The following is a 12,289-nucleotide window of genomic DNA, read 5'->3' as shown; positions in this document are numbered from 1 at the left end:
TCAGATCCGGTCCTCGCCGAGCGTCCCGGCAGTGGTCGCGTCGCGGGTGAGCGTCCGCTCGCCGGGGGCGCCGCCGGTCTTGGCGATCTCGAGGGCGGTCATCACGTCCGTCCGGGAGAGAAGTCCGACCAGGGCGCCGTCCCCGTCGTCGCCCCCGGCCCCCTCGTCGACGACCAGCAGCCGTCCGATGTCGTGTTTCTGCATCCGCTCGAAGGCGTCCATGACCGGCGTGTCGGTCGTGACGGTGACGACGTCCCGCGTCATCACGTCCTCGACGCGGTAGGCGTCGCGCTCGACGGCGTCGACCTCGCGGGCGTCCGACAGCGTGACGACGCCAGCGATCCGGCCGCCCTGAACGACCGGGTAGCCGGTGTGGCGCTCGCGGAACATCCGGTCGACGAGGTCGGCGACGCTCGTCTCCGGCGTGACGGTGTCCAGCCGCTCGCTGGGCGTCATCACGTCGCCGACCGCGACGCCCTCCAGGGCCGCCTTCATGACGGTCCGGGACGCCTCGGAGGCGGCGGCGATGTAGATGAAGAACGCGAGGAGGATGAGGAGGATCCGGAAGCCGGCGAGCACGCCGACGATGCCGAGGACGATGGCGAACAGCTGGCCGACGCGGGCAGCCTGCTGGGTCGCCTGCGCGTGGGGGCGGGACCGGGCGAGCAGCGCACGCAGGATGCGCCCGCCGTCCATCGGGAAGCCCGGCAGGAGGTTGAACCCCGCCAGGACGACGTTCATCACCGCGAGGTACGCGAGGACGAACCGGACGACCTCGAGGGTGAAGCCGCCGCTCGGGACCACCAGGAGGGCGAGGTAGGCGAGCGCGCCGAGGGTGGCCGAGACGATGGGACCGGCGATGGCGATGTTGAACTCCTTGCGCCAGTCCTCCGGGATCTCCGTCATCTGGGCGACGCCGCCGAGCAGCCACAGCGTGATGGACTCGATGGGCACGTCGTAGCGCCGCGCCACCAGCGAGTGGCCGAACTCGTGGGCGACAACGCAGGCGAACAGCCCGAGTGCGGCCGCGGTCCCGATGCCGTAGCGCGCGGTCTCCGTGGCGGTCAGGACCGCGACGTCGAAGGTCACTCCCAGCGTCCCGTCGAACAGCTCCACGAGGTCGCCGAGCTGGAGGCCGATGACGTAGGCGAACACCGGCAGGACGAGCAGGAACGTCAGGTCCAGCTTGATGGGGATGCCGAACGCGCTCCCGACCCGGAAGCTCTGCATGGTCGACGCTACAGGCGGGAGGCTCTTAAGCCCCGGTCGGCGGTGCGCGAACCGTGGCGTATCGGTTCCGCTCGTCGCGGTCGGAGAAAGAGCGGCCGCGGAAAGGGATACCGGCGAGGTAGACTACTCCTCGACGATGAACGGGCCGGCCCGCTCGTTGACCTCCTCGATGGTCAGCGCCTCGTCGAACGCGTTCGGGAACCCGACCTCGCCGTTCAGCGAGTTGAGGAACGAGCTGTGTCGCGCCTCGACGCTGTGGATGCTCAGCGCCGGCGGGATGAGGTCCGCGTTGTCGATCATGGGCGCGGCGCCCGCGTAGGCGCCGACGCCGGTAGTCTCGAGGGTCGCGGCGGTGGCGAGGAACTCGTCGGTGTTCTCGGTGGTGGACCCGAAGTCGAACTCGGGTTCCTCGATGGGGTCGCCGCCGAGGTCCTCGACGACCTCGGCGAGCACGTCGACGTGGGTCTCCTCGTGCTCCTGGATGACCCGGAGGTCGTCGTAGGCGCGCTCCTGCAGCGAGCCGCCGACCTGCTCCAGGTGCATCGAGTTCCGCAGTTCGCACTCGCCGATGGTGTCGAGACCCTCCTCGTAGAACCGCGCCTCGAGGTACTCGAGCTTCAGCGCGAAGTTCAGGATGTCGACGTCGCTGGGGCCGTCCTCCGCCGAATCGCCCTCGCCGCCGGACTGGTCGCCGCCGTTCGATTCGTTGCTGGCGTTCTGGTTCTGGGCGCCGACGCTGGATGCCGTCGCGAGGCCGCCGCCGCCGACGGCCGCGGTCGTGGCCATGAACCGTCGCCGCGAGGTGAGCTGGTCGTCCACGGTCTGCTTGAGCCGGTCGAGGCCTCTCGTCTGGGGTGTGTCTTGGTCGGTCATGGTGGGTGATCTCTCCACACTCCAACGTCGGCGAAACGACGGAAAGGCGTTCGCCGAACTCTCACCCAATTTCGTCACGACTTCCCGCTCGAGGCCGCTGCCTCCAGATTCCGCTCGGCGTCGGCGACCGGGGGATTCGAGTCACCCCCGCGCGTAGGGGGCGGCATGACCGACCAGCAGCCGCGTCCGCTGATCCGCCGCGCCGAGGAGGTCGACTACGAGTCCGTCTCGGCCGCCGAGGGGCTGTCGAAGGGCGTCCTCGTGGACGAGGACGACGGCGCGCCGAACCTCGCGATCCGCCGGTTCGTCCTGGAGCCCGGCGCCGAGGTGCCGGAGCACACGAACGAGATCGAACACGAGCAGTACGTCCTCGAGGGCGAGTACGTCGTCGGCATCGACGAGCAGGAGTACACCGTGGTGGCGGGCGACTCGCTGCTCATCCCCGCCGGGACCGTCCACTGGTACCGCAACGAGGGCGACGAGCAGGGGGCGTTCATCTGCGCGGTGCCGACCGGCGACGACGACATCCAACTGGTCGAGGGGTGAGCGCCGGCCCGTCCGCGCTCACTCCGCCAGTTCCGCGACGACCGCCTCGTCCCACTCGCCCTCGGTGAACGCCGGGAGCGTCTCGACGCGCGTGTTGCCGGCGCCCCGGAACCGGATCGCCGCTCGCGCGGCCGCGCCCTGGTCCGGGTACTCGACGACGCTGACGACGTCGTACCGACCCAGCGTGTAGTAGATGCTCACGATCTCGCCGCCGTAGGACTCGACCAGCTCCCGCGCCGCCGCCCGCCGGTCCGGGCTGTGCTCCATCGTCTCGAGGTTCTCCCGTCCGAGCTCCATCAGGTGGATGTACGTGGCCATGGGTCTCAGCCCGCCGGCCCTCGACCGGGCGCCGGTCGGGCCGTTCGCAAGTTTTGCGGGATCTCACTAATACATTGGTGCGGTTCCGGACCCGGCGTTCCCAACGACTTTCCGGCGAGGGGGAGACGGCACTGGCATGACGGCCGCCGACGACCGGGTCTACTACGTCGTCAGCGACCTCCACGTCGGCGGCGACGAGCAGCTCGAGGCCGTCGAGTTCCGCGAGGAGCTGCTGGGCTTCCTCCGGCGGCTCGAGGAGACCGACGAGGACGCCGAACTGGTGATCAACGGCGACGCCTTCGGCCTCTGGGAGCTGACCGGCCTCGAGGGCCTCGAGAAGTTCGACCACCTGGAGACGACCTACCCGGAGCTGTTCGAGCAGCTCCGCGCGACCGGCGAGAACGTCCAGGTGACGATGCTCCCCGGCAACCACGACCACGAACTGGCGGCCTACGACGGCTACGTCGAGCGGCTCGCCGAGTACAACGTCGACCTCGTCCAGGCGGAGTCGATCGACCGGGCCGTCGGCGACCAGGTCGTCCACTTCGAGCACGGCCACCAGCGGGACCCGAACAACCGCATCGAGGACTGGGGGAACCCCCACGCGACCCCGCTGGGCTACTACTACAACACGCACGTGACCAGCCGGGCGGGCCAGCTCTCGGGGCGCGGGCGGTACAACTGGCTGAAGGACGTCCAGGCGGTCACCCCGACCGAGCGGATGCCGGTGTGGCTGCTCTCGAAGTACTTCTACCTCGAGATGAACCCGCTGCTGCGGTACGCGCTCGTGCCCTTCCTGCTGCTGTTCAACGTCACCGCCGTCCTGGCCATCCTTGCGGGGCTCCACCTCGCTGGCGTCGTCTCGCTGCCGGTCGGCCGGACCGTGACGTTCCTCGGGCAGTTCGGCACCGTCGGGACGGCCGTCTGGTTCCTGCTGGTCGTCAACGTCGCCGCGACGGGGCTGCTCGTGCTCGTCTCGATCCCGCTGTACTTCCTGAAGCGGGACATCCGGAAGACGATCGACCGCTTCGGCCTCTTCGAGACGGCGCTGACCGTCGACGCCGAGGCGCCGTACGAGGACGCCGCCCGGGAGGTGTTCGCCGCGGAGCCGGCGACGACGATCTTCTGTTACGGCCACACCCACCGCCCGACGGTCCGGGAGGTCGACGGCGGCGTCCTCGCCAACAGCGGGACGTGGCTGAAGCGGCTGCACCGCCGCGACGGCGTCATCGGCGTCCTGCCGCCGGTTTTCTACCCCTCCTACCAGCTCTGCGCCATCCGCATCGCCCCCGTGGAGGACGGCGTCGCCGTCGAGTACGAGGAGATCGAGAAGCCGTCCCCGAGCCCCGAGGAGCTCACCCTCACGGAGCGGCTTCTCACCCTCGGACGAAAGCCGGACCCAGAACTGCCGGACCGGACGGTCGTCGACGACGAGGCGGCTGGTTCAGCGCCGACCGACGACGACTGAGTCCCCGAAACGAGCACCCGGACGCGACCGTGTCATCCGTCCACGAGGCTCCCGGATGACTGATTAGCCGCGAGCGGCTACGGACGCCCGTGTCAAAGCAGGTCGCCGACGTCGACACGCTGTTCCTCCACGAGGCCGGCGACGACTACACGGTCGTCGTCCGCCGCGACGGCGAGCGACTGCTCCGCGGTCGACTGACGACGAAGCAGACGAGCGCCGGCCCCCGGCCCGGCCGGTTCCGCGTGAAGGACGGCGACGACGAGGTGCCGCGCCGCCCCGAGCAGTTCGTCGAGATGCTGCGCCGCTCGAAGCGCATCCGCATCTCCGAGCAGACCTCCCGGCGGGGCCGGGAGGAACTGGAGGCGATGCTGGACGGCTACCAGCTCGACGCCAAGCAGGTCCGGACCTGCCGGATCTGCGCGAACAAGGGCCGGTACTCGCCGCTGACCGCCGAGACGGCGATCAAGAACGACGACGAGCACATCTGCCCGGACTGCGCGAAGCGCGAACTCGAGCGGGAGGCGAACTACCGCGGCTTGCAGTCGGGCGCCCGAGACCGCCTCGAGGAGCTGCTGCTGGAGGTCGGCGACCTCGAGCGGGTCGCGAACCTCCTGTCGGGCCAGCTCGACCCCGACCTCACGAAGTTCGACGAGATCAGCGCCACCACCGACGACATCGAGCTGGTCTCGACGAGCGAGCTCGACGTCCACCGCGACCTCAAGGAGTCCGTCCAGAAGTTCGACACCCTCCTGCCGGTCCAGAGCCTCGCCGTCGACAACGGGCTGCTGGAGGGCCGCGACCAGCTGGTCGTCTCGGCGACGGCGACCGGGAAGACGCTCGTCGGCGAGCTGGCGGGCGTCGACCGCGCGCTGAAGGGCGAGGGGAAGCTGCTCTTCCTCGTCCCGCTGGTCGCCCTCGCCAACCAGAAGCACGAGGACTTCCAGGAGGACTACGGCGACCTGCTCGACGTCACCCTCCGGGTCGGCGCCTCGCGCATCCGCGACAACGGCAACCACTTCGACCCCGGCGCCGACGTCATCGTCGGCACCTACGAGGGCATCGACCACGCCCTGCGGACCGGCAAGGACCTCGGCGACATCGGGACGGTCGTCATCGACGAGGTGCACAACCTCGGCGAGGAGGAGCGGGGCCACCGCCTCGACGGCCTCATCTCGCGGCTGAAGCACTACTGCGAGACGAACGACGACGACACCCAGTGGGTGTACCTCTCGGCGACCGTCGGCAACGCCAGCGAACTGGCCGGCCAGCTCGACGCCCAGCTCATCGAGTTCGAGGAGCGGCCGGTCCCCATCGAGCGCCACGTCACCTTCGCCGGCGGCTCCGAGAAGATCGACGTCGAGAACAAGCTCGTCAGGCGGGCCTTCGACGCGAAGTCCTCGAAGGGGTACCGCGGCCAGACCATCGTCTTCACGAACTCCCGACGGCGCTGCCACGAGATCTCGCGGCGCCTGGACTACGACTCCGCGCCGTACCACGCCGGCCTCGACTACGGCCAGCGCAAGCGCGTCGAGCGGCAGTTCGGCGACCAGGACCTCGCGGCCGTCGTCACCACCGCCGCCCTCGCGGCCGGCGTCGACTTCCCGGCCTCGCAGGTCGTCTTCGACTCGCTGGCGATGGGCATCGAGTGGCTCTCCGTCCAGGAGTTCGAGCAGATGCTCGGCCGCGCGGGCCGCCCGGACTACCACGACGAGGGGACCGTCTACCTGCTCGTGGAGCCCGACTGCACCTACCACAACTCCATGGAGATGAGCGAGGACGAGGTGGCGTTCAAGCTCCTGAAGGGCGAGATGGAGCCGGTCATCACGCCCTACGACGAGGACGCCGCCGTCGAGGAGACGCTGGCGAACGTCACCGTCGCGGGCAAGCGCGCGAAGGTGCTCAACGACCGCATGGTCGGGGAGGTGCCGACGAAGCACGCCGTCGGCAAGCTCTTGGAGTACGGGTTCATCGACGGCTTCGAGCCGACGCCGCTCGGTCGAGCGGTCACCGAGTACTTCCTCGAACCCGACGAGGCGTTCGCGATGCTCGACGCCATCCGCAAGGGCGCCGACCCCTACGAGATCGTCGCGGAGATCGAACTCCGCGACGAGTACTGACGGCGGCGGTCAGTCGTCGGCCGCCCGGTCAGTCGTCACCGGGGCTCGAACGACCCGCGGCCCACCAGGGCTCGTCGGCGTCTTCGGGGCTGGAACGTCCGCGGTCGCCCGTCCGCTCTTCGGCGCCGTCCCAGCGCAGGGAGACGGAGTAGGCGTCGTCGTCGCCGTCCCGTCTGGACTGCTCGACGACCGTGACACGGTCCGCCGGCAGCGGGTAGGGCCGGTGACCGCCGTCCTCTTCGCGCCGCCGCGCGCCTCGAGGGCCGCCGACGAGGTCCTCCCGGAGCGTCTCGAGGTACTCCGAGACCTCCCGGCGGCTCAGTTCCGTCTCCCGTTCCGTCTGGTAGCTGGTGGCGCTCTGGCCGACGCCGCCCGCCCGACCGGAGGAGTGGTCGCCGACGACGGCGTTGATGACCGCGCCGAGCAGCAGGACGAGCCCCGAGAAGTACAGCCAGGTGATGACGACGACGACGCCGCCGAAGAAGCTCCCCGAGTCGCCGCCCGAGAACTGGAGGTACACCTGGAACAGCGACTGGAAGACGGCCCAGCCGACGGCCGCGAAGACGACGCCGGGCAGGACGCTGCGCCACGTGAGGTCGACGTCGGGGAACCGGTAGTACATCGGGAAGAACGCGACGACGAGTCCCGCGACCAGGACCAGCGGCGTCACCGCTCCGATGTACGGGATGATGCCCTCGAGGCGCGCGAAGACGGCGGTGACCCCCACCGTCGCGAAGACGGCGACGAGGATCGCCGCGCCGACGACCAACCCGTCGACGATCTGGTCGACGAAGGAGTTCTCCCCGGTCGTCTCGTAGATCTCCGAGAACGCGGTATCGAGGCCGCGGAAGATCTTCAGCGTCCCCCAGACGAGGACGACCAGCCCGATCGCGGAGGCGCCGGACGCGCCGTCGCCGTCCTCGAAGACGTCGGCGACGACGTCGGCGATCGGCCCCGGTAACCCGGAGTTGGCCATCTCGATGATCCGCTGTTCGAGCCCGCCGCCGAGCAACGACAGCGCCACCAGCAGGACGAGCAGCAGCGGCGCCAGCGAGATGAACGCGTTGTAGGCGATCCCGGCCGCCATGAACGTCACGTTCTTCTCGGAGAACTCGGTGCCGACCTGCTTGGCGGTCCGAATCGTGTTGGATAGCACACGACGTAATTCGGCCGCGGGGCGGAAAACGGCCACTGACCAGTTGGGTTTTCGATATGTTCTCGGCGACGGGACCGGCCTCCGACCGGTGCGTCGGCGCCGGGTCAGGCGACCGCGAGGCCGGCCAGCGGCGCGACCGACGCCGCGAAGGCGATGTCGAGGTACGCGAGGATTATCACCAGTATCGCCCCCGGGACGCCGCCGAGGGCACAGACCAGCACGGCCATCGGGGTGATCGCGACGCCCAACCCGAGGTACGTGGCGCCCAGCAGCACGAGGAGGCCGACGACCGCGTTGACGATGAACGGCTTCACGACCTTGATGATGCGGTAGGCGCCGAGCAACAGCGCCAGCACGAGGACGAGCAACGCCAGTTCCGTGGTCGTGACCATCTGCGAACCGGTAGTCGGAGCGGCGGTATAGCCCTTGGGACTCGGAGCGAAACGTTTTCACGCGGGGGCGCGATACGTCGAGACGAGGGACCGTGGGGTAGCTTGGTATCCTTCAGCGTTTGGGACGCTGTAACCCCGATTCAAATTCGGGCGGTCCCACTCATTTGTTGCGGTTCCACTGTGCATAGACGAGTGACCGCATTCCTCGACAACCACGTTGGCGGGGTAGTCGGCGGTGTCGATAAGGTGGTGGAGGATGCCCTACTCATGACGGCGGTTACAGGGAGGAGATAGATAGCGAGGAGGATAATGATCTCCTCCATTAATTTCCCATACAGGAGACTGCTCCGGACATCGTTGACGAGTCCGGCCTTCAGGTAGGAAATCCAACAACGTGAAGGCCGCGGCCGATGCTCCAGTCTAAATAGGACAATCGGATTTCATCTATCCCCTTCCCGACAAGAACGGAAATCATGAGATAGTGTGCTAGTCACACCGCTGGAATGCCCACCACCATGAATGCGGGGAGTGGGCCGCGGTGTTTCAGACACCGTTCGTGGGCTGAACAGATTGTAGGGCGTTCGGGAAAACTCGGGTGGCTTGCTGCTCGTACTCATCGATCGTTTCGTGTGCCCACGTCCGGATTTCCGGGCAGTCGGTCTCGAGGAGTGCTCGCGGTTCTCCCCCCTCGTCGACACCGATCTGCACCGTCTCGTCGTCGAACACGCCAACGAAGTACGGGATCGAGCCCTCGTATACAAAGACGTCAAACCGGTCGATCTTGTGGAGTTCTTGGTACATCGATGTGTAGGACTCGTCCGATTGCAGCGTCTCGATGACTCCTGGTTCGGTGATTACCTCGTGTCGAGCCCCTCGCTCTACCACCTGTTCGTAGCCCATTTCGAAGGCGTGAAGCCCGACCACGGGAAGCAGCCCCCGAAACGTGTTCGCCTTCTCGAGCGCCTTGACGTGCTGGTTGACCATAGCATAGGGGTCGTGCGACTCCGGCAAGAACAATTTCGAATCCTCTAGGTGACGGAGATCGAGACTGAATTCGTCGATCGACATCCACTGGAGGAACGATTCCAGTTCTAGTGTCTGCTCTGTCCGTTCAAGGAAGGTAGAGAAACTGTACACCAGGTATTCTCCTTTTGAGGTAACTGCATATTCCCCTTCTGTGTACGTGAGGAGTTCGACCGCCTCGAGTTCCCGAACCGCTCTATCGAGCGTCGACCGGGGAATATCTAGCTCGTCGATGAGTGTGCGCTTGTCACACGGTTCCTCAACCAAACACATCAGAATCTCCCAGCGGCGACCCAGGAGATCCACGATCTCTAGTGCGGCGTCTGTTACCTCCATGGACATCCCCACCTGGAGGGACAGATACCGTAACTACCCGAATATAGGTATTCCACAGGTGATTTCTGTATGACTGAGGGAACAACAGAGATATGTGCTAACTTGTAGGAAGCCCCAACTGAGGGGCACGATAGATAGACAGGAAAACGTATTTATCTCTCGCTCATCCCGAGACGAAACTCCCAGTCAGTGACGTAACGATGGAGGAGTTCGATCGTCCACATAGTGACCGAGGGACGTTCAAACAGCCAACAGGGTTCTCATCATGGCTATGTGTCCGGCCTGTAGAGAGCAGGTATGCCCAGTGATTGACCCCGACACCACTCCAGAGGGTGCGGGACGAGGGATAGCGGCCGCGACGTGGATTTGCCCGAAGTGTGACGCGATTTTGGGAGTGAGTGAAGTGGATTTACTTGATTTAGTGTAACTATCAAGAGTTGTCTGAGCACAGCCTGCCGCTTGTGGAGACTGAATCATCGGAAGAGGGTTGTTTCTCAACGCATGCACCAGTAGTCGATGGTCAGTTAGGAACTTGGGCGAATTTTCAGTAGATAAGCTTAATAGGGGAGGCTGACGCGCGAGCAGAATCCCATCCGGTGGCGCAAAACAAAACCGCGCACAAGTACGAGTGTGGCCTCGTGCCACAGATGAAATATGGGGAAGGAATACGGGAGAAAACGGATAGATAGACGTACGATTCTGAAAGGGGTCGGCGCGAGTGCCGTCACAGTCGGTGCGTCGTCCGGTCTCGCGAGCGCGCATCATGTCGCAGACTTAGCGATAGACGATGAAGGAGAGGGGTGTCCCGACGAAGTCATAGCTGGTGAGTCCTTCGAGATAAAAGTCCACTTCCAGTCGGGACATGGGACAGAAGCCTGTTTTGTCACAGCTATCTCGCCCGACGGGAACGAGTGGACGAAGGTCGGAGAGGAGAGACAATCGAATCTCTCGTTGGGCGAGCATCGACACTTCCAGATGGAGTCGACTGTTCCGGAGAACAGTAGTGGAGGAATGTACACCCTCAGGTTGAGTGCGACGGAGAGGCCCGTTTCTCCGGGGCCTTTCTGCCCGCATCCAGGTGAGACGGATACGAGTCACGGACGGAGCTTCGTGAAGTACGATGACTGTGCGATCGAGGTGCTACCGCCAGTTGAGGTCGACGACGTGGAATTCAAGGGGTGTAGCGAAGTTTGGTCCGCCTTCGAGGAGTTCCCCGTTGACGAAACGGATGCAGAAGTCAACGTTGACGGGACCTGGGAAGAGATCACGATAGAGAAGGACGAGCTAACGAAGATCCCCGGACAGTACGGCCACGACACGCCAGTCTACAAGCACAGCGTCGATGCCGGCCAAAAACTCGTCGGCTTCAGAATCGTCGGCGATTCCTACGAGAACGACCACCGATGTGCTGAGAACGTTTGACGTTCATTCTGACTCTCTATTTTATCAAACCGGTAAGTGAGCGACGAACGTCAATATCCGGATGCAGAAACGTACATTATCTATACTGGTGAGCGCACGTGGAGTCCCGCGCGAATCTCCCTGATCGTCTGTGCTTCGACCCGGACTTTCAGGACGGCGCCCCGCGAGTGAGTCCACATGGACTACGGTTTCGAGACGCGGGCGTGCAACGACCCGGCGGCCGAGCCCTCGGCCACCGGCGACGTCGTGAGGCCACTGCACCTCTCGACGACGTTCGAGATGGGGCCGTCGAGTGAGGGCGAGTACAAGTACACCCGGTTCGGGAACCCGACGCGGGCGGCCGTCGAGTCGAAGCTGGCGCGGCTGGAGGGCGCCGACCACGGGCTGGCGCTGTCCTCGGGGATGGCGGCCATCTCGACGGTCTGCTTCGGCCTGCTGTCGCCGGGCGACCACGTCGTCGCCTTCGAGTCGCTGTTCGGCGGGACGAAGGCGATGTTCGACGACCTCCTCGCCGGACAGGGCGTCGAGGTCACCTACGTCGACGCCACCGACGCCGGGAACGTCGCGAGCGCGATGCGCCCGGAGACGCGGCTGGTGTGGGTCGAGTCGCCGACGAACCCGCTGTTGCGACTCTGTGACGTCGAGGCCGTCGCGAAGGTGGCCGACGAGGGCGACGCGACGCTGGCGGTGGACAACACCTTCAGCACGCCGGCCGTCCAGCGGCCGCTGGAACTCGGCGCCGACGTCGCCGTCTACAGCACGACGAAGTTCCTGAACGGCCACAGCGACTCGATGGGTGGCGCCATCTGCACCGACGACGACGCGCTCGTCGAGCAGTTCCGGTTCGTCCAGGAGCGGGGCTTCGGCGCGGTGCTGGCGCCGTTCGACTGCTTCCTCCTGCAGCGGGGGCTCAAGACGCTGCCGCTGCGGATGCGCCGCCACCAGTCGAACGCCACCGCGGTCGCGGCGTTCCTCGCCGACCACCCGGAGGTCAGGACCGTCCACTACCCCGGCCTGGAGGGCCACCCCCAGCACGACCTCGCCGCCGAGCAGATGGACGGCTACGGCGGGGTGGTGTCCTTCGAGGTCGACGCCGACGCCGCGGAGACGCGGGCGTTCCTCGAGGAGCTGGAGGTGTTCGACGTCGCGGTCAGTCTCGGCGGCGTCGAGTCGCTGATCGAGCACACCGCGTCGATGTCGGCCGGCAACCTCACGGACGAGGAGCGGCGGGCCGCGGGCATCTCCGAGTCGCTCGTCAGAGCGCCGATCGGCCTCGAGGACCCCGACGATCTCGTGGCCGACCTCGAGGCCGCCCTCGGGAAGCTGTAGCTCCCGGACGGCGGCGGGCGATTGAGTCGAGACCTCCCGGATAATCGCCAGCAGGCGTCGGGACGCCGACTTCACTTCC

11 protein-coding genes and 1 tRNA gene are annotated in these 12,289 nt (G+C 66.2%); 6 read left to right on the top strand and 6 right to left on the bottom strand.

The window, feature by feature from the left end:
- Complete coding sequence (locus HWV07_RS16320; protein ID WP_178335330.1) at positions 1–1,230, bottom strand: site-2 protease family protein; 1,230 nt, start codon at positions 1,228–1,230, stop codon at positions 1–3.
- Positions 1,231–1,353: 123 nt separating this feature from the next.
- Positions 1,354–2,103, bottom strand: a complete 750-nt coding sequence (locus tag HWV07_RS16315) for a ferritin-like domain-containing protein (RefSeq protein ID WP_178335329.1) — start codon at positions 2,101–2,103, stop codon at positions 1,354–1,356.
- A 165-nt stretch (positions 2,104–2,268) separates the two neighbouring features.
- Here HWV07_RS16315 and HWV07_RS16310 point away from each other — a divergent pair, with 165 nt between their 5' ends.
- Positions 2,269–2,649 (top strand): cupin domain-containing protein, encoded by a 381-nt coding sequence (locus HWV07_RS16310; RefSeq protein ID WP_178335328.1) that lies wholly within the window; start codon positions 2,269–2,271, stop codon positions 2,647–2,649.
- Between the two features lie 18 nt (positions 2,650–2,667).
- Here the strand turns inward: HWV07_RS16310 and HWV07_RS16305 are convergent, their stop codons facing one another.
- Positions 2,668–2,967 (bottom strand): GYD domain-containing protein, encoded by a 300-nt coding sequence (locus tag HWV07_RS16305; RefSeq protein WP_178335327.1) that lies wholly within the window; start codon positions 2,965–2,967, stop codon positions 2,668–2,670.
- A 136-nt stretch (positions 2,968–3,103) separates the two neighbouring features.
- Here HWV07_RS16305 and HWV07_RS16300 point away from each other — a divergent pair, with 136 nt between their 5' ends.
- Both HWV07_RS16300 and HWV07_RS16295 read left to right on the top strand, forming a co-directional pair.
- Positions 3,104–4,435, top strand: coding sequence for a metallophosphoesterase (locus HWV07_RS16300; protein ID WP_178335326.1), 1,332 nt, complete (start codon positions 3,104–3,106; stop codon positions 4,433–4,435).
- A gap of 89 nt (positions 4,436–4,524) precedes the next feature.
- On the top strand, positions 4,525–6,552 hold the full coding sequence (locus HWV07_RS16295) for a DEAD/DEAH box helicase (protein ID WP_178335325.1): 2,028 nt from the start codon (positions 4,525–4,527) through the stop codon (positions 6,550–6,552).
- 28 nt (positions 6,553–6,580) lie between these two features.
- On the opposite strand, the gene HWV07_RS16290 is transcribed toward HWV07_RS16295, so the two are convergent.
- Complete coding sequence (locus tag HWV07_RS16290; RefSeq protein WP_246279787.1) at positions 6,581–7,708, bottom strand: YihY/virulence factor BrkB family protein; 1,128 nt, start codon at positions 7,706–7,708, stop codon at positions 6,581–6,583.
- A gap of 104 nt (positions 7,709–7,812) precedes the next feature.
- Positions 7,813–8,100, bottom strand: coding sequence for a pro-sigmaK processing inhibitor BofA family protein (locus tag HWV07_RS16285; protein ID WP_178335324.1), 288 nt, complete (start codon positions 8,098–8,100; stop codon positions 7,813–7,815).
- Positions 8,101–8,186: 86 nt separating this feature from the next.
- Between HWV07_RS16285 and HWV07_RS16280 the strand changes: the two genes are divergently transcribed.
- Positions 8,187–8,259, top strand: a tRNA-Pro gene (locus tag HWV07_RS16280).
- Between the two features lie 384 nt (positions 8,260–8,643).
- Here the strand turns inward: HWV07_RS16280 and HWV07_RS16275 are convergent.
- The gene (locus HWV07_RS16275) at positions 8,644–9,459 is read right to left on the bottom strand and encodes a helix-turn-helix transcriptional regulator (protein WP_178335323.1); all 816 of its coding nucleotides are present in this window, start codon (positions 9,457–9,459) and stop codon (positions 8,644–8,646) included.
- A 654-nt stretch (positions 9,460–10,113) separates the two neighbouring features.
- Between HWV07_RS16275 and HWV07_RS16270 the strand changes: the two genes are divergently transcribed.
- Both HWV07_RS16270 and HWV07_RS16265 read left to right on the top strand, forming a co-directional pair.
- Positions 10,114–10,881 carry a hypothetical protein gene (locus tag HWV07_RS16270; protein ID WP_178335322.1) on the top strand — a complete coding sequence of 256 codons (768 nt, stop codon included), beginning with the start codon at positions 10,114–10,116 and terminating at the stop codon, positions 10,879–10,881.
- A 177-nt stretch (positions 10,882–11,058) separates the two neighbouring features.
- A complete protein-coding gene (locus HWV07_RS16265) occupies positions 11,059–12,210 on the top strand; it encodes a trans-sulfuration enzyme family protein (protein WP_178335321.1) in 1,152 nt (383 codons plus the stop codon).
- Positions 12,211–12,289 lie beyond the last annotated feature (79 nt).

This window comes from Natronomonas salina, assembly GCF_013391105.1.
GTDB classification, from domain to species: Archaea; Halobacteriota; Halobacteria; order Halobacteriales; family Haloarculaceae; genus Natronomonas; species Natronomonas salina.
The sequence above is the reverse complement of the archived record's forward strand: the minus strand, read 5'-3'. Positions and strand labels throughout refer to the sequence as shown.